Origin of the sequence: Sphingopyxis sp. (genome assembly GCF_016463645.1) — a bacterium.
GTDB lineage: Bacteria > Pseudomonadota > Alphaproteobacteria > Sphingomonadales > Sphingomonadaceae > Sphingopyxis.
On record NZ_JAEMQX010000087.1, the window covers coordinates 1 to 16,106 of the forward strand.

The 16,106-nt window shown below is 64.1% G+C and carries 25 protein-coding genes; 13 read left to right on the forward strand and 12 right to left on the reverse strand.

All coding sequences use genetic code 11. From position 1 onward, the window contains the following. The first annotated feature begins 38 nt into the window (after window positions 1-38). On the forward strand, window positions 39-263 hold the full coding sequence (locus tag JHC57_RS15745) for a hypothetical protein (RefSeq protein WP_294031145.1): 225 nt from the start codon (window positions 39-41) through the stop codon (window positions 261-263). 34 nt (window positions 264-297) lie between these two features. Here the strand turns inward: JHC57_RS15745 and JHC57_RS15750 are convergent, their stop codons facing one another. Further along, complete coding sequence (locus JHC57_RS15750) at window positions 298-504, reverse strand: hypothetical protein (RefSeq protein ID WP_294031146.1); 207 nt, start codon at window positions 502-504, stop codon at window positions 298-300. Between the two features lie 11 nt (window positions 505-515). Continuing rightward, complete coding sequence (locus JHC57_RS15755) at window positions 516-770, reverse strand: hypothetical protein (protein ID WP_294031148.1); 255 nt, start codon at window positions 768-770, stop codon at window positions 516-518. Between the two features lie 195 nt (window positions 771-965). Between JHC57_RS15755 and JHC57_RS15760 the strand changes: the two genes are divergently transcribed. From JHC57_RS15760 to JHC57_RS15770, 3 genes are all read left to right on the forward strand, one after another. Further along, window positions 966-1,550: a DUF4142 domain-containing protein gene (locus JHC57_RS15760; protein ID WP_294031150.1), complete on the forward strand. Its 585-nt coding sequence runs from the start codon at window positions 966-968 to the stop codon at window positions 1,548-1,550. Between the two features lie 18 nt (window positions 1,551-1,568). Beyond that, window positions 1,569-1,928, forward strand: a complete 360-nt coding sequence (locus JHC57_RS15765) for a hypothetical protein (RefSeq protein WP_294031151.1) — start codon at window positions 1,569-1,571, stop codon at window positions 1,926-1,928. 62 nt (window positions 1,929-1,990) lie between these two features. Continuing rightward, window positions 1,991-2,161, forward strand: a complete 171-nt coding sequence (locus JHC57_RS15770; RefSeq protein WP_294031153.1) for a DUF1328 domain-containing protein — start codon at window positions 1,991-1,993, stop codon at window positions 2,159-2,161. Between the two features lie 29 nt (window positions 2,162-2,190). Here JHC57_RS15770 and JHC57_RS15775 read toward each other — a convergent pair whose 3' ends face one another. The 5 genes from JHC57_RS15775 to JHC57_RS15795 are packed head-to-tail and all read right to left on the reverse strand — an operon-like array spanning window position 2,191 to window position 4,468. Further along, window positions 2,191-2,601, reverse strand: a complete 411-nt coding sequence (locus tag JHC57_RS15775) for a low affinity iron permease family protein (protein ID WP_294031155.1) — start codon at window positions 2,599-2,601, stop codon at window positions 2,191-2,193. A 15-nt stretch (window positions 2,602-2,616) separates the two neighbouring features. After that, window positions 2,617-3,024, reverse strand: a complete 408-nt coding sequence (locus JHC57_RS15780) for a DUF6766 family protein (protein ID WP_294031157.1) — start codon at window positions 3,022-3,024, stop codon at window positions 2,617-2,619. Next, window positions 3,021-3,545: a CinA family protein gene (locus JHC57_RS15785; protein ID WP_294031158.1), complete on the reverse strand. Its 525-nt coding sequence runs from the start codon at window positions 3,543-3,545 to the stop codon at window positions 3,021-3,023. The genes JHC57_RS15780 and JHC57_RS15785 overlap by 4 nt, the downstream gene beginning before the upstream one ends. A 20-nt stretch (window positions 3,546-3,565) precedes the next feature. After that, a complete protein-coding gene (locus tag JHC57_RS15790) occupies window positions 3,566-3,937 on the reverse strand; it encodes a PRC-barrel domain-containing protein (RefSeq protein ID WP_294031159.1) in 372 nt (123 codons plus the stop codon). Window positions 3,938-3,991: 54 nt separating this feature from the next. Continuing rightward, entirely contained in the window at window positions 3,992-4,468 is a 477-nt protein-coding gene (locus JHC57_RS15795; protein ID WP_294031160.1) for a hypothetical protein, read from the reverse strand. Window positions 4,469-4,944: 476 nt separating this feature from the next. Between JHC57_RS15795 and JHC57_RS15805 the strand changes: the two genes are divergently transcribed. Beyond that, entirely contained in the window at window positions 4,945-5,754 is an 810-nt protein-coding gene (locus tag JHC57_RS15805; RefSeq protein WP_294031161.1) for a Crp/Fnr family transcriptional regulator, read from the forward strand. A 236-nt stretch (window positions 5,755-5,990) separates the two neighbouring features. Here JHC57_RS15805 and JHC57_RS15810 read toward each other — a convergent pair whose 3' ends face one another. After that, complete coding sequence (locus tag JHC57_RS15810) at window positions 5,991-7,958, reverse strand: protein-L-isoaspartate(D-aspartate) O-methyltransferase (RefSeq protein WP_294031163.1); 1,968 nt, start codon at window positions 7,956-7,958, stop codon at window positions 5,991-5,993. Window positions 7,959-7,976: 18 nt separating this feature from the next. Further along, window positions 7,977-8,270, reverse strand: a complete 294-nt coding sequence (locus JHC57_RS15815) for a plasmid stabilization protein (RefSeq protein ID WP_294031165.1) — start codon at window positions 8,268-8,270, stop codon at window positions 7,977-7,979. 245 nt (window positions 8,271-8,515) lie between these two features. On the opposite strand from JHC57_RS15815, the gene JHC57_RS15820 reads away from it, so the two are divergent. Continuing rightward, window positions 8,516-8,773, forward strand: a complete 258-nt coding sequence (locus JHC57_RS15820) for a hypothetical protein (protein ID WP_294031166.1) — start codon at window positions 8,516-8,518, stop codon at window positions 8,771-8,773. 36 nt (window positions 8,774-8,809) lie between these two features. Here the strand turns inward: JHC57_RS15820 and JHC57_RS15825 are convergent, their stop codons facing one another. Together JHC57_RS15825 and JHC57_RS15830 are read right to left on the reverse strand one after the other, a co-directional pair. Then, complete coding sequence (locus JHC57_RS15825) at window positions 8,810-9,253, reverse strand: DUF305 domain-containing protein (RefSeq protein WP_294031167.1); 444 nt, start codon at window positions 9,251-9,253, stop codon at window positions 8,810-8,812. 18 nt (window positions 9,254-9,271) lie between these two features. Further along, window positions 9,272-11,749 (reverse strand): NAD-dependent epimerase/dehydratase family protein, encoded by a 2,478-nt coding sequence (locus JHC57_RS15830; RefSeq protein WP_294031168.1) that lies wholly within the window; start codon window positions 11,747-11,749, stop codon window positions 9,272-9,274. 454 nt (window positions 11,750-12,203) lie between these two features. Between JHC57_RS15830 and JHC57_RS15835 the strand changes: the two genes are divergently transcribed. The 7 genes from JHC57_RS15835 to JHC57_RS15865 all read left to right on the forward strand — a co-directional run bounded on the left by JHC57_RS15835 (window position 12,204) and on the right by JHC57_RS15865 (window position 15,498). Further along, on the forward strand, window positions 12,204-12,725 hold the full coding sequence (locus JHC57_RS15835) for an Hsp20/alpha crystallin family protein (protein ID WP_294031169.1): 522 nt from the start codon (window positions 12,204-12,206) through the stop codon (window positions 12,723-12,725). Window positions 12,726-12,770: 45 nt separating this feature from the next. Then, window positions 12,771-13,205 carry a CBS domain-containing protein gene (locus tag JHC57_RS15840; protein ID WP_294031171.1) on the forward strand — a complete coding sequence of 145 codons (435 nt, stop codon included), beginning with the start codon at window positions 12,771-12,773 and terminating at the stop codon, window positions 13,203-13,205. 13 nt (window positions 13,206-13,218) lie between these two features. Further along, on the forward strand, window positions 13,219-13,668 hold the full coding sequence (locus JHC57_RS15845) for a DUF2267 domain-containing protein (protein ID WP_294031173.1): 450 nt from the start codon (window positions 13,219-13,221) through the stop codon (window positions 13,666-13,668). A gap of 51 nt (window positions 13,669-13,719) precedes the next feature. Continuing rightward, window positions 13,720-14,280, forward strand: coding sequence for a DUF4142 domain-containing protein (locus JHC57_RS15850; RefSeq protein WP_294031175.1), 561 nt, complete (start codon window positions 13,720-13,722; stop codon window positions 14,278-14,280). An 85-nt stretch (window positions 14,281-14,365) separates the two neighbouring features. Beyond that, the gene (locus JHC57_RS15855; RefSeq protein WP_294031176.1) at window positions 14,366-14,848 is read left to right on the forward strand and encodes an aminoacyl-tRNA deacylase; all 483 of its coding nucleotides are present in this window, start codon (window positions 14,366-14,368) and stop codon (window positions 14,846-14,848) included. Beyond that, window positions 14,845-15,036: a hypothetical protein gene (locus JHC57_RS15860; protein WP_294031177.1), complete on the forward strand. Its 192-nt coding sequence runs from the start codon at window positions 14,845-14,847 to the stop codon at window positions 15,034-15,036. The genes JHC57_RS15855 and JHC57_RS15860 overlap by 4 nt, the downstream gene beginning before the upstream one ends. 108 nt (window positions 15,037-15,144) lie before the next feature. Continuing rightward, window positions 15,145-15,498 (forward strand): hypothetical protein, encoded by a 354-nt coding sequence (locus tag JHC57_RS15865; RefSeq protein ID WP_294031178.1) that lies wholly within the window; start codon window positions 15,145-15,147, stop codon window positions 15,496-15,498. Between the two features lie 6 nt (window positions 15,499-15,504). Here JHC57_RS15865 and JHC57_RS15870 read toward each other — a convergent pair whose 3' ends face one another. Beyond that, window positions 15,505-15,765, reverse strand: a complete 261-nt coding sequence (locus JHC57_RS15870; protein ID WP_294031179.1) for a hypothetical protein — start codon at window positions 15,763-15,765, stop codon at window positions 15,505-15,507. Between the last annotated feature and the right edge of the window lie 341 nt (window positions 15,766-16,106).

Consider the following 16,106-nt stretch of genomic DNA (forward strand, 5'->3'; position numbering starts at 1 on the left):
CTTTTTGCACGCCGATCACCCCACGAAGGGGGTGCCTATTGCACGCTGATCCTCAAGCTCCGGCGGGCCCCTATGCCGAACTCGACCGTTACATCGGCTATTTTGAGCCCTATGCGACGAGCCATGAGGCGTTCGACCGGGATAGCGCGGTGCAGGACGAGGTGCGAAATGCTGCACGGACGTTGCTCGAAGCCGTTCGTGGGGCCCGTGCGGGCAAACAGGTAATCGCTGGGATCGAGCTCGCGCCGCCACGCGACAAGTAGAAAAATTTCCAGCACGATGCATCTGGCAAGTGGGTCAGGCGATCACCCAATAATCGCCCGCGCCCGCGCCTGCGCGCCCGAGACGGCAAATGGGCTTGCCGTTCGCGCTGAGTTCTGCCCAGCGGCCCGCCGCTTCGCCTTGCGCAATCAAAAGTGCCTGTGCCGGATTCCCGGCGTCGAATTCGATGCGCTTTTCGAGACCCAGACCGTCTTCGTCGTAGCGGAGGGTGAAGGTGGTCATCCTGTGCTCCCTCAATAGGCGGGCGGGTCGCTGGCGGGGAAGGATTCATCGGCCGCCTGATCGACCTTGTTCCATTCGCGCCGCGGCGTGTCGCGCATGGCTTCAGGGCCAGCCGAGCGTGTCTGGTCGAAATTCTCGGGATGGGTTTCGGCGTCGGCGAAGGCGGCGGCATGATCGTCCGATTTCGTCACCTGCGCGGACGGCTTGAAATATTTCCAGAGGGCGGTGCCGATCGCGGCGGCAGCTACCAGTTTTCCTGTTCGCATCTGTTGCTCCACTTCGGTTCGGGCAACGATGCACTGGACCCAGGGTTGCCGCAATTACAGTCCGGCGGGCACAATTTTTGGCCAATCTTATCACAGATCAAGCTTTGCGATGTGCTCGGGCCGGAACAAGGAACTTCGGTCGTCCGATGTCGTTGTCGACGCGAGGGCCGGGGCAGAACTCAAAGGGAGAGTCCCGTGAAGAATGCCTGTATGATCACCCTCGTGCTGTTGCTAGGAGCATGCGGTGGGGGCGCCGATTCGAGCGCCCCGCCGGAGGACCGCAACGCTGCCGACACGATGGCGGTCTCGGTCGGTAACGAGCCGCCCGCCGGTACGCCCGCGACGCCCACCGGCGCCGCAGACTATGTCGCCCAAGCCGGCGCGGGCGATCTTTGGGAGATCGAATCATCCAAGGCGCTGCTTGCCAAATCGGGTAGGGCCGACGTCAGGAAATTCGCGCAGATGATGATCGACCAGCACGGCCAGTCGACGGCAAAGATCAAGGCCGCGGCGGCGGCTGCCGGACTGCAGGCCACGCCGGCGGAGCTCGACACCAACCAGCAGAAGATGCTCGACGAGATCGAGGCTGCCGACGCAACCGGGATCGATGCCGTTTATCTGGCGCATCAGCGCGCCGCGCACGATGCGGCGCTCGCGCTGCACAATGCCTATGCCACGAACGGCGATACCGAGGTGTTCAAGAAGACGGCCGGCGAGATTGTGCCGGTGGTCGAGGCGCATCGCGCCGAACTCGACAAGCTGGCGGCCGCAGGCCGCTGAGATTCAGGGAGATCGGAGATGACCGGTAATGTCCCGCGCGGCCCGTTCGGCGAGGCGCGTCCCGAAGCCTCCGACAAGAATATCAGGACGCCCGGATCGCTGCGCCCGGAAAAGGTGGAGGATCGCGAGAATGTCGGGACCGCCAGACCCGAGGACTACCCACTTGCCGATCGCGACGCCGGCAACGCTGCGGCCAATCGCGGCGCACGGCCCGGAACGGGAAGCGGGCCGGTGACCGGAAGTGGCGCGGGGGCGGGCGGCCGCGGCAATCCCGAAGATTATGATTCCGACCCGCAGGGCGGCGGCGGCGCGGCTCCGACGCCGGTGAACAAGGGGCCGAAGGCCGGCGCCGATGCCCCGACGGGAGGCAGCCGCTAGGTCCATTGACCAAATCAACTCTATCCGGGCCACGCGGTACGCGCCCGATTGGGGAGAATATCATGTTTCGATGGGCTCTTATTTTCGCTGTCATTGCGCTGATCGCGGCATTGCTCGGTTTTGGCGGTATTGCAGGCCTTTCGGCGGATTTCGCGAAAATCCTGCTGATCGTGGGCGTTGCCTTGGTAGTAATCGCGTTTCTGTTCGGCCGCGGTGGTCGCCGTGCGCCCTGAACGGCGGTACCGGACGGCGTTCGGCGGTCTCAGCGCCGTCTGAGCAACCCCTCGACCGTGCGTCCGACCGTGCCCTCTTTTCCCGTCTTGCCTTCGATATCGTCCTCGAGCGCCTTGCGGATGGCTTCGATCTCGACGTCGGTCAGATGTTCGATCCCGACAAATTCCGCGCGCGCGTCCTCGAGCGCGCGCAATATCTCGTCGAGCTTGGCCTGCATCGCCGCGCCGTCGCGGTTCTGGCTGTTCTGGATCAGGAACACCGCAAGGAACGTCATGACCGTCGTCGCCGTGTTGACGATCAATTGCCACGTGTCCGAATAATGGAGTAACGGCCCGCTGGCGGCCCAGACTGCGACGAACAGGACCGACAGGATGAAGGCAAGCGGCTCGCCCAATATTCGCGCGGCCTTGGAAGCGATCCGAGTGAAATATTTGTCCACAGCAAAATATCCTCTTCACTCGTGACCTACGGCGTCATGCCCGTGCGGCTTCGCATGGCCGGCGGCACGGAGATAGTTGCGGTCGATCTTGTCGATCAGGACATCGGCACCGATGGGGTCCGCCATGCGGATAAGCTCGTCGATCTTGGCTTCGAGCCGGTCGTCATTTTCCTTCGATGCGGGCGATCCCACATAGAGAAAATAGGCGAGGCCGGCGACCTGCCAGAGAAGTTGCAGGAATTCCGACTGCCAGTTTTCGAACGTGTCGCGCCCCATCTCCATCAGATAGGCGCCGACTTCGGGGGTAGTGTGATGTTCGCGCGCTTCGTCGACGAAACTGTACCAGCCGAAGACCCAGTGGCCGGCAATCGAGACGAGAAAGAAGGCGAGGGTGATCCAGGCATAGCCGTAACGTTTCATCATTTGTCTCCTCCGGCATTCGCGGCGAACACGGGCACGCGAAGGTCGCGGGCGAGGTCGGCAAGAAGGCTAAGGCCCGCCGCGACCGCCGTGTCGAGCACGCGCTCGCGGCCGATGGCGCCGAAATGGCATTCCTGCGTCCTGAAGGCGCCGGCGCGCCCCGCGCAGGCAAGATAGACGAGACCGACCTCCTCCCCGTCCTGTTGTGGACCGCAGAAGCCGGTAATGCCGATCGCAAGATCGGCGTCGCTCCGCGCAAGCGCACCGCGGGCCAAACCCTCTGCGACTTCGGGGTTGACCGCTTCGCAACGTTCGATGTCGTCGCTGGCGACACCCAGCAGTTCATGTTTTGAATTTGCCGAATAGACGATGAAGCCGCGATCGAGATGCGGCCCCAGATCGATATCGCGCGCCAGCAGGGCGGCGAGCTGACCGCCTGTACAGCTTTCGGCAACCGCGATGCGGAGCTCCGTTTTCCGGAGGGCGGCTACCAGTGCGCGCCTGCCTGTTTCTATGTCGTGCATCGCGGCGGCTTCGGCGATGATCAATAAGGGTAGTTCAACCCATAATAGCCATAGACTTCGCGACCATAGTCGCGCGTGAAATCCGGGCGCTTTTCAGCGCTGAAGCGCGGTGCCTTTTCGAGCAGCGCCTTGTCGAGATTCACCACATAGCCACCCTGGGTCGTGTCATAGGCGAGGATGTCCCAAGGCAGCGGGTAATAGTCGCTGCCGAGACCGAGGAAGCCACCGAACTGGAGGACGGCATACTCCACGTCGCCGCTTCGCTTGTCGACCATGAAATTGTAAATCGAGCCAAGCTTTTCCCCTTGGCTGTTGTAGGCCGCAGTGCCTTCGACCTTGTTGGATGCGATCAGGCGATCGGTTTCGTCGGTTGCGATATCGGACAGGGTCATGGCGCTTTCTCCTTGGATGAAATGAATGCGAATGGTTCTCGGGACAGCAGTCGTTCACCGCGGCGGCGGCGTCGTTCCATCGGGCGGCGGGTTGGCGGGACCGGGTGTGCGCATCCGGTTGTCGCCCTGCGCATTTTCGGGACCGGCCCGCTCCGGCTCGTTTGCATCGGGAGGGCTGCCGGCGGGGCGGGTGTCGGTGGCCGTTGTGGGAGCAACGGAGCCGGGCGTTTCCGCTTCCATCGTGTCGGCCGGGGCTGCCACCGCGCCATCATCGCCCGGAACCGTCGCGGTCTCGCTTTGCGTGGTTGCATTTTCCTGAGTGCCGCATGCCGCCAGGAGCGCTAGCGTCGGCAAGGCGAGGAAGGGAGCGCGCATCATGAGATCACCTTTCATGTATTGACCTCCAGATGACGTCATGCACCGGCATTTGTTCCGGGGGGCGGGCCAATCGATTTGCTGAAAATTGATCTGGTATAAGATCGCGCAAATATGGGCCGGCACCGTCTTCACGAATCCGTTCGGATCACGCAAATGAGGCGCTCGGGCAGTGACTATGTGCTCATTGTAACGGCACCTCGATCGCGGCGCCGTTCTCCGTCATGTCGTGTCAAGCGTTGCGGCCATGCTCAATCGCGCGCGGCGGCGGCGCGTTCCCGCGGTCCTTCTCCTTTTTCGCAGTCGCCGAGCACTTTTCGTTGCTCTGGCTCGATCCGCCGATGCGGCCCTTGCGCGACGAGGCGCGGCTCTCCTTTTTTCCCGCCGAGCCCAACTTGTCGCTTCACCCGATTCCTTGTTCGCTGTCGTCCACGCGCGGCGTTCTGCCTCCTTGGGGCTGTTGCCGCTTCATGGCTTTCCTCGAGATGCTCGGCCTTGCGCTTACGCTTGGCTGACCTTCGTCGTGGAAGCGGGGCGCAAGCGGGCCGGGACGAAAGCAACCTTAACATGGATTGATGTGTTTCATACATCTGGCGTTCATCATGCGGGCTGGCTTTCAAAGGTGATCCCCGATGCCCTTCCGTGAGATATTGAACAGGCTGCTCGAACCGGGCGAGCGCGTGCTCTGGGAAGCGAGTCTCGCACGGAACGCTCGGGATATCCGCCGTGGTGCCGATATCGTTCGCGAGGGCGACCGGCCGCTGTCATTCTATGTGGTGCTCGAGGGTTGGGCTCAGAAATACCGGCAGCTTCCCGATGGCCGGCGCCAGATAGTCGGTATCTTCCTGCCCGGGCAGATATGCGGTCTCGACCTGTTTACGGTCGCGCGTCACGATCATTCGCTGGCGGCGTTACGGCACGCGAGTGTCGCCGAAGTTGGTCGCGCCGAGCTGTGCGATCTGTTGCAGCGCTGTCCCAACCTGTCACAGATTTTCTGCTGGAGCGAGTTGGTGGCGGCCGCAATCCAGCGCGAGTGGATGGCGAGCGTCGGTCAGCGCACCGCGATCGAACGGGTAGCGCATCTGATGTGCGAGATATTCGTTCGGCAGGGCGGCGAGCGCGCGAGCGGGGCATGCGATTTTATGTTGACGCAGCGACATATTGGCGAAGCGACCGGGCTGACGCAGGTTCATGTCAACCGCATGGTTCGGGAGTTGCGCCGCCGCTGCGGCGCGGAACTCGGCCGGCAGCAGCTGCGCGTTCCGAGCTTTGCCGACCTTGCCGCGATCGCCAGTTTCGACGCCAATTATCTCCATCTCGGCGAAGCCGACCGGATTGCCGATCTGGCATATCCACTGTTCGATGCCCGGCCCGAATTTGTTGCGGCCGCGCCGCTCGTCGGACGGGAAGGCATATTGCGACTGGTCGGCGACGGCCTGTAATCTGGATCAACATAACGCCAGTTTTCTCGTCGGCCGAGCACAGCACTCCCGATAGCTGCGCGCCGTCGAGAGCGTCCAGGTCGTTGTCGGTGGGGCCGTCGGCGTGGGCTTCGGCGGCTTCTGGGCTTGGGCCGGGACGCGGCGCGCTTGGTATCGGGTGAAGTCTGCTTACCGCGATCCGCGCCCAAATGCTGCCTTACAGCTGCCGGCCATTGCCGGCAGCGGGCTGGGCTGCGTTACAAGCCGAAAGGAAAAGTGTCAGCTGTGCCTTCCTTCTCCGCTGCCAGCAGCGGCCGAACCGCTTCGGTGTGATCGAACCAGATCCAGCCGTCATATTGGTCGGGCAGGACCGCGCTCGAATAGTGGCTCCACAGCTCGGTGTCGGGACGGTAGATCACGCCGATGAAGCGTTCGAGGCGTGTTTCGCCGAGCGTCGCACGGGCGTCGGTATTTTCGCCTTTGCGAAGGTCGAGGAAGAAACGCCGGTGACCCACCTCATGGCATAGCTGTTCATAGCTGCCGGGGCGCGACGGATTGACGCGCTTCACCTCCATCGGGCCACCCCAGTCGGTCGCAGCTGCGACAGTTCCGTCGTGCGTGCCAAAGCCGATGAGTCGTGCTTCCTCGCCATAATGTTCGCGGCAGAGCTGGCCGAGATTGATCTCGCCGCGGCTCTGGCCCATCTCCGTCGCGCGGGCGTCGCCGATGTGGCTGTTATGTGCCCAGACGATGGCCTTTGCTGTCGTCCCATTCGCGGCGAGCAGCAGTTCGAGCGTGTCGAACATATGCGTGTCGCGAAGGTTCCAGCTCGCCGCCGCGCCGCGATACATGGCGCGGTAATAGGCTTCGGCATTGGCGACGAGCCGCGCATTCTGCGCCGCGTCGAGGAAATCATCGTTGCCGAGCTGCCGCTTCTTGAGCCCGCGTTCGAAGAGATCGCGAAGCTGCGCGACCACGGCTTCCTCGCATCGGGCGAAGCCCTCGGTGATCGCCATCCGGCCATAGCTCTGGGGATCGCTGCCGAACGGCGCGAGGCAGGCATAGCGTTCGCGCGCTACCGCCGCGGCGTCGGAATCCTCTCGGTCGAGATAGGCGAGCACCGCGTCGATCGACGCGGTGAGATTATAGAGATCGAGGCCATAGAAGCCAGCGCGCTCCCGCGCGGGCTTGTCGCGGTTATACGCTTCGAGCCATGTGACGAAGGACGCGACCTCTTCGTTGCGCCACATCCAGGTCGGGAAGCGCTGGAAGGGCGGCGTGCTGTCCGGCTGCGACGGCGGCTTGCGTCCGCGGACATAGCGGTCGATCGCGGCCGCGTCGGGCCAGTCGGCCTCGACGGCCACGATTGTGAAGCCGTGCTCCGTAACCAGACGGCGGGTGATCGCGGCGCGCGCGCGATAGAATTCCGAGGTGCCATGGCTCGCTTCGCCGAGGAGGATGATGCGCGCGTCGGCGAAGCGATCGATGCAGGCGGCAAAGTCCGGATCGTCGATCTCTGGGAGCGGCTCGGCCGCGTCGCGGATCGCCCGCGCCGGATCGGGGGCCGCTTCGCGTTCGGCGCTGCCCCAGCCATGCTTTCCGATCAGCGGTACGAAGCGGACCCCACCGAGGTCATCCTCGACATAGCTGTCGTCACCGATGCGGGTGACCCGCATCAGGCGCTGCTCGTCGGCGGCGCCTACCGGAATGACCAACCTGCCGCCCAGCGCAAGTTGCTCGCGAAGCGGGACCGGGATCGCGGGGCCGCCCGCAGCGACGAGGATGACGTCGAAGGGGGCATTTTCGGGCCAGCCGCGCGTTCCGTCGCCCGACCGGATGACGACATTGTCGTAGCCGAGCGCCGCCATGCGCTCACGCGCGAGATCGGCGAGCTCTTCGTGCCGGTCGATCGCATGGACGCGGCGCGCGATCCGGCTCATCACCGCAGCGGCATAGCCCGAGCCCACGCCGATCTCGAGGATCCGGTCATCGGACTGAATCTCGGCCGCCTCGAGCATCCGCGCGACGATATAGGGCTGCGAAATCGTCTGCCCGGCCTCGATCGGCAGCGGGGTGTCCTCATAGGCGAATTCTGCGAGCTCGTCGGGAACGAAGCGCTCGCGCGGAACCATGCGCATCGCGGTCAGGACGCGCTCGTCGGTGACGCCGCGCGCCGCGACCTGATAGTCGACCATCGCTTCGCGGCGGTCCTCGATGTCGGCCATGACGGCCTCCTTCGGCGCTCAGCCGTTGCCGCGCTTGCGGCGCGTGACCCAGCCCTTGCGCGCCGCGGCGGACCGCTGCTCGGGCGATCCGGACTTGTGCGCCCGGCCACCGCGCGAGGAGGAGACATGGGTATCCTTCTTGTCGCGGCCCGAGCCCGACTTGTTGCCGCCGCCTGATTCCTTGTTCACCGTCGCCCAGGCGCGGCGTTCGGCCTCGCCCTTGGGAACGCCGCGATCCTCATAGCCTTCCTCGATATGCTCGGCCTTGCGCTTCTGCTTGTCGGTGTAGCTCGATTTGTCGCCTCGGGGCATGGCGTGTCTCCTGCTGCCCCCGCGCCTCAGAAACCGATGCGGTACGGCGAAGTTCCTTCCTGCTCGCGAAGCAAGATGAGCGGATTCGGAAAAGGTGCCGATCCGTGCTAGACTGCGATTGCGACTGCGCACCACCCGATCGGTTTTCGTGGTCCCGCACAATGCCGCAGCCGCCCGCTTCCAGGACCAGCCGATCGACCGCCGAGAGCCTGGGTCGCACCTGCTCCCGACATTGAGGAGCAGCTATGCGTGCTTTTCACCTGATACTGTCCGATGGTCATTCGTCCATGCCGCGGCGCGTCGATTTCGAAGCCGAGGGTCCCGATCACGCGTTCCAGATCGCACGCAACGAGACCGATGGCGTCGAGGTCGAATTGTGGGAAGGCGCCACGCTGTTGGCGCATCTCACCAAGGCGGGAGAGAGTCTCTGGAAGCTCGACCGGTGCCGAGGCGGTAAAGCGGCGGTTGCCGATCGCCGTCCCGTTCTGACCGCCGAGCTCTGAAGGACTCGCGCGGCGCGGCGGACTGTCGGAAGGATATTAGCGCTTTTCCAGCATCGCCTTCATTTCGGCGATTTCGGCGCGCTGCGATGCAATGATCGTGCGGCACAGACGCTTTACGTCCGCATCTTCAAGTGCAGCCTCCTCGCACATCAGGATGGCGCCGGCATGATGCGGGATCATCGAGCGCAGAAACGCCGTATCGCCGATCGTCGTTTGCGTCCGGATGAGCGCGAAGCTTCCGAAGAAGATCATGGCGAAGAATGTGAGCAGCGCGGCATTGATCCGTCTCGAAGGGAACATGTCCGGCATCGCGACGATCATCAGCGCCGCCATCGGCGCGACCATCATCAGCGCCATGTAGAGCGTGTTGAGATTGTTGTAGAAGCTCGACCATCGGTCGATCATCACGAACATTACCAGATACATGATGACGCCGCCGACGATCGTCTGGAAGGCGAGGTTGCGATAGGGTGATTTCATCGGTCATCTCCAAAGACGTCAGACGATGCGTTTCTGCCAGTTGCCGTAACGCTGCTTGATCGGCCCGCGGCGGAGGCTGAGCAGGATAAGGCCAGCGCCGCAGAGCAGGCTTGCGGCGGTTACGGTGAGCGGGACGCCATAGGCAAAGGGCGTCACGAACAGCGCCGCACCGAGCGGAATGAGGAAGAAGCGCAACGGCCGCGCGACCTCCGCGGCAGCGAGCGAGACGACGGTAAGGGCGAGCGCGCCGATCAGATGGTCGGCGTTGGCCATCGCGCCATCCGCGCCGAGTGTGACCCGCGTGAACATCAGCCAGAGCCCGATCGCCGCCGCTGCGGCCAGATTCCACGACAGCGAAACCCCGCCGGTCCACATGTCGCGCCAGATCGCCCCGGGACGGGCGTCGAACTCGTCGCGATCGGCCTCGGCCTCGCCGTCGTCCGTATCGCCGAACAGGAAGACGCGCAGCCAGCTGCGCCCCGCCTTCACGCGCCGGTGCATGAATTGTAGTGTCGCGAGCAGTTCGTCGAGCGAATAGGGGATCTGGATCAGCATCGCGGCGGCGCCGATCAGCGCAAGCGTGCTCCAGGTTCCGATGACGATCGGCTGGATGATGATGAAGGCGATCGAGGTGATGCCGAGCGGGGCGATCATCAGCCCGAACAGGACGACGAGCCATGGCATGGTCCGCCAGCGCGCGCGCGCGCCGACGATGCCAGTAAGTATTTCGAGCACATAGGTATAGCCGCCGACCGCGGCGTCGGAGACCGGCCAGGCTTCGGACACATGGCTGGTGATGATCTCCTCGGTGCCATTGCGCGGGTCGGCGGACGAGCCCGCGAAAAAGGGCTCCCAGACGCCATCGATGTGACCTAGCTGATAGGCGGCGAGATAGCGTGACACCTGCAGGCCGATGAGCGCGAACAGGATGATCGGTAAGCGCTGGGTCCACTCCGACGGGTTGTAGCTCCAGCCCGGCGGCGTTTCAGGGCCGGAGGTCGCGGCGAGCGGTGACGGGCCGACCTCGGGCCGCGTACCGATGGCAAAACCGAAGATCAATGCGCCGACGAGCGTGTCCGACAGATAAGCGGCCGGATTGGCGGTCCAGAAGAGGAAGGGCGCGGCCATGACCATCGCGCCGATCGCGGCCGATGCCCAGCGCGCCCATCCCATCTGCCACGACAGCGAAAGCGCGGCAAAGAGCATGAGTGCGGCGCCGAGCAGGATTTCGGCCGCCATAAGCCCGGGCTCGGCGACGCCGATCATCGGCGGCTGGGTGACGAGCCAGACGCCGAGCGCGATGTTGACGAAATGCGCCCAACGGCTGCCCTGATGCGCGCGGCGATAGCTTTCCTCATAGCGCGCGCGCTGATGCTCGGGATGTTCGCCGGCCTTATCTGCCTCGGCGATGTCGGCGGGAAGAGGGATGGCGTTCGCCGCGTACCAGCCCGCGGGGTCGGCCTTCATCGCGGCGATCATCCCCGCCAGCCGATCCTTCAGCCGGTGGCGCGGTTCCCAGCCGAGCAGCTTGCGCGCCCGCGCGATATCGAGTTCGTAATGATCGCTCGCCATCCGGGTCATGAAGGGCTTGACGAAGGGGCGTTCGCCTTGGTCGAGCGCGTCCGGCACGACCGGTTCCAGCTTGTCCTGTGCCCAGGCGCCGATGGCGGCCGCCGCCCGGGGCAGGCGCAGCGTTGGCCAGTCCCCGGCGCCGTGGATCAGATAGCCGAGCTCGTCCTGCAGCGCCTCATAGCCCATGGCCTCGGCCTCGCCGATGAGGATCGCGATATTGGGAGGCAGGCGTTTCCGCCGGTCGATCGTGCGGCGGAAGGCACTAATCATGTCGTCACGGTGGACCATCGCCTGGCCCGCACGCGTCGATCCCGAATAGACATGGCTCTGCAAGTCGCGGCCGTGGATGCGTGCGATCTGGTTGGCGAGCGTCGGAACCGAGGTTCGTTCGTCATAAAGGCCCGCTAGCCGGAGCAGGACATAGGGAATGGCGCCGTGCTCGGCCGCGATCACCTCTTCGGCCGCCGCCTTCGAACGTGGATAAGCCCAGCCGGGTTCGACCGGCTGACTTTCGTCGATCGGCTCGCCGGGCTTGCCGGGCGCATGGACGAGCATCGTGCTCGAATAGACGAACTGTTCGACCTCGAAGGGCTGCAGCGCACGCAGCAATCTGCGCGTGCCCTCGACGTTCACCGCGTCGTAGAGCGGATTCTCCTCGCCGCTGAAATCGAAGAAGGCGGCGAGGTGGACGACGCTTGCGATCCGCGTGCCATGATCGCGCCGAAACGCTTCCATCGCCGCAGCGACCGAGGACTCGTCGGTAAGGTCGGCTGCGATCAGCGGGAAGCCGGGCTTGCTGCCGTCGTCGTCGCTGGCGCGGTCGAGCCCCACGACCTGATAGCCGTCCGCGAACGCTGCGGCGAGCGAACGGCCGATATTGCCATCGGCGCCGGTGATCAGCACGATCGGCTTCGCCCGGTTCATGGTGATACTCCGCCCTTCATCGGGGCGAACTGCGACATCGCCCTACGCAAAGACGGGGCGCACCTGGTCGGAGCAAAGTCGATGTCGTCGAGCATGGATCGATCCGGCGCCCGCCCTGCGGGTGCAGCGTTCGGCGGCGCGACAAGTTCCGCGCGCGGTCGAGATAATTCCCACCATGGGTTATTGCTGGCGAAGCGCGGTCAACGCTCCGGCGCGCTTTTGGCTCCGTTCATCAACCATACAGGAACGCGGGGAACTTGGGCGATCGTCCGCCGTTGCCCTGATGATCGCGTCAGCCGTTCGCGGACGGCATTCGCGGGTATATCGAGAGTAGCAAAACATAGGCGGCCGCTCAGGTGAGGCGGCCTGACAAGAATGTTTCTCCCTTTGCCCGGGTTCGCTCGCGGCTGGTGGCGTGGTCGGCAGCATCAACCTTAGCCAGACCGAGGATATCATGGCCACCCGTTCCCTTACGCCGCACCGCTCGCGTGCGGTCGAACCTTATCGCTCCGCGAGCCCGTTTCTTTCTTTCTATCGCCAGGCAAACCGCCTGTTCGAGGATGTCTTCCGCGAGTTCGACGACAGCCGCGAGGCGCTCGCCGGGATAATTGCTCCCAGCATCGACGTCGTTCAGGACGAGCGCGAGGTCCGCGTCACCGCCGAATTACCTGGCGTCAAGGACGACGACATCGATGTGTCGGTCGATGGCGATATATTGACGATCCGCGCCGAGAAGCGTGTCGAGCGCGAAGACGAGAAGGATCGCCGCCATGTCAGCGAGCGCGCCTTCGGTACGTTCCAGCGCTCGCTCCGTCTGCCGCAGGCGGTCGACCCCGACGAGGTCAAGGCACATTTCGATCACGGCGTGCTGACCATCCGGGTGCCGCGCGCCGAAGACGGCGAAGGCCGGCGGCGCATCGCGATCGAAAGCGGCCCGCCGCCGGCGCCCCAGGGCAAATCCGAATCCAAACATTAGCGACGCATCAGCAAAAGGGCGGTCCCGCCCGAGAGGAGAAGTATCATGAAAGTCAATCAATGCATGACCCGCGAGGTTCATATCGCCGATCCGGCCGATACGCTTCAGCATGCGGCGAAGACCATGGCCGATATCGACGCCGGCTTCCTGCCCGTTGGCGAGAACGACCGGCTCGTCGGCATCATCACCGATCGCGACATCGCGATCCGCGCGGTCGGCGCGGGACGGTCGCCCGACGCCAAGGTACGCGACGTGATGAGCGACGAGGTCAAATATTGCTACACCGACGACGAGATCGACGAAGTCCTGAGCAATATGGGCGAGCAGCAGATCCGCCGCCTGCCGGTGGTCGATCGCGACAAGCGGCTCGTCGGGGTGGTTTCGATCACCGATCTCGCCGCCAATGGCGAGGCGAGGCAGACGGGCGAGGCGCTTTGTGAGATCGCGCGCCCGAGCGCCATGCACTCGCAGTCGATCTGAGGAGGCCCGGGCGATGAGCGCGACCGGCCTCGACGTCTTCGACAAGACGCTTCAGACCACCAGCATCTGGCTCGGCGAGATCGAGCGCGAGATCGGGCCCGACCGCCGGCTCGCGTGGAAGGTGCTCGGCACTGTGCTGCATAAACTGCGCGACCGGTTGTCGGTCGACCTCGCGGCGCACCTCGGCTCGCAGCTCCCGCTGCTCGTGCGCGGCGTCTATTATGATCAATATCAGCCGGCGCGCCAGCCGGTCGATTGCGACATGATCGATGCTTTTATGGCCGAAGTCGCGGAATGGCTGGCCGACAGCCGCGCGGTCGATCCGAAGGCGGCGACCGCGGCGGTGTTCGCGCTGCTCTCGCGGCATATCGACGCAGGCCAGATCGCGAAGGTTCTGCATAGCCTGCCGAAACCGCTGCGCAGCTTCTGGGACGATGCCGAGGCCGCGACGGCCGCGGCCTGACCCGGCAAAGCCGGGAAACCGATGGAGATGATCATGCAAAGGAAAATATGGATGACGGCTACCGCCGTCCTCGCTCTCGCGGCGTGCAATCAGAAGCCGGCCGAACAGCCGGCAGACACGACCGCCGACAATATGCCCGCCCAGGAGGTCGCGACCCCCGCCGCACTCCCGGCTCAGGATTTCGCCAACCGGCTCGCAGCGAGCGACGCCTTCGAGGTCGAAAGTTCGCGGCTCGCGGTGGAACGCGCGCCGACGCCTTCGATCAAGGCGTTCGCGCAGAAGATGATCGACGCGCACACAGCCTCGACCGACAGGCTCAAGAAGGACAGCGCAAGTCTCGGTCCGGCGATCACACCCGACCCGGCACCATCGGCCGAGCAGAAACAGAAGCTTGATGCACTTCGGTCTCTGACCGGCACGGCGTTCGAGCAGGCCTATATGGCGGACCAGGTCGCGGCGCACGAAGCCGCGCTCGGCGTGGTGCGATCCTATGCGGAGAATGGAAGCGAGCCGGTTCTGAAGCGCTTTGCCGCGGATGCGGTGAAGATGGTGTCGGACCATCTGGACGAAGCCCGCGGGCTTGCGACGCCGGCACCGGCTACCGCGCCCTGATCGCGGGAATCGCCAAAAGCGTTGATTGCGGCGAATTCGCCGCCCGCACAGGCGCCGGCCGCTTTGCACAACAAGGAGAAACCCTATGACCATCGCCCCGAGGCTTCGCCATTATCTCGATGCGCTGAAAGTCGATTACGAGCTGCTGGAGCATGATCCGACGCGGTCGGCCATGCAAAATGCGCTGGCTTGCCAGTTGCCGCCCGAGCAGATCGCCAAGGCCGTGCTGATCGATACCCCCGATACCTATATGCTCGCGGTGCTGCCATCGGACCGCCGCCTCGCGCTGACCGAACTGCGGGGTGAGATCGGCGGTAAGCCGGAACTCGCGGGCGAGGGCGAAATCGCGTCGGTCTTTGACGATTGTGCCGTTGGTGCCGTGCCTCCGCTCGGACATCGTTACGGGATCGCCACCATCATCGACGATAGCCTGACCGGCCAACCGGACGTCTATTTCGAAGGCGGCGATCATCTGTCGCTCGTCCATGTCTCGCAGGGCGAATTCGCGCGCATCACGCGTCCCGCCCGGCATGGCCGGTTCAGCGAGCGCTGGGAGGATGTCGAATGAACGGCCGCTCCTCCGGGAACAAGCCTCCCATTCCGGCGGACGAGGCGCGACAGGGTGAGATCATCCTCAGGCGTCGGTGGCAGCGCATCATGTTCGTCGCGGGGCTGGCTGGCTTCGTGCTGTTCATTCTCTTCGCGGGCCTCGCCTATGCTTCCGGTTTTCTGGATGCGGGCGTGCTGAGAAAATAGAAAAGTGGCGAGCTGAAGTTCATTCAGAACGCCTTCGTCACGGGCTCCGCTGCGGATGCATTTGCAGGAATTCGAGCGGGTTTTCACGCCTGCGAAAGGAGTCGGACAATGACCGTGGGAAGAGAGCTATACCAGATCGAGGAAGGGTTCTGGCTCAAGGGAAAAGAGCATTTCCTCGACCATGTCGACGAGCATTGCCTGCTCGCCTTTCCGCAGACGGGTGAAATGCACGGCGTGCATTCACGCGCCGAGGTCGCGGCGACCGCGACCGATGCAAATCGCTGGCGTGACCTCGTGATGAAGAACCGCCAGCTTTTGGAGAGCGGCGATTTTGCAATCATCAGCTATCTGGCTGAGGTGACGCGCGCCGACGGTGAACCCTATACGGCGTTGGTGAGCTCCGGTTATGCGCGGCGCCCCGATGGCTGGAAACTCGCCTTCCATCAGCATTCGCCGGTCTGAACGCGACTATTTGGCTTCCTTGATCGGGATGACATCGCCGCTCGATTCGGACGCGGCGTCGGCAGCCTCAATCATTCGGTCATGTTCGGCGAACACGCGCTCGATCTCCTCGCGCTTGTCGAACAGCAGCTTCGCTACGCCGGCGGTCATGCCGCCCTCTTCGCCCACGCGCCCGAGTACGCCAGCGAGATCGGCGAGCGTCGCCTTCTCGGGGGTTGAGTGCAGTCCTCCCTTGTCGTCGCGATAGGCGGTGCATTCGATAGCCATGCGATCCTCCGGAAACGGACTTCTCGCGGCTAATACGCGCGAGCCGGCCGAACGCTCCTCAACCTGGCGCAGATTTGGCGTTCTCGTGGCGACGCCCGGGATCGAATATGGGTCGGAAGTGGGCCATACCGGACAAGCGCTATGCCGTTGCGTCGACGGGCGGTACATTAGCCGGGTTGGATCACGACTGATTTGATCGGGGCGCGAAGTGAAATGCAGTCGACGGGTGCCGACTGTAGCGAAGGTCCGCTTTCTAAGTTTTCTGCATGATAGCTGCCTGTCCGATACCGTTGAGAGTTTCAGACGCCGCCAGGCGTCAGAAAGTCTTCGATGCCCGAACC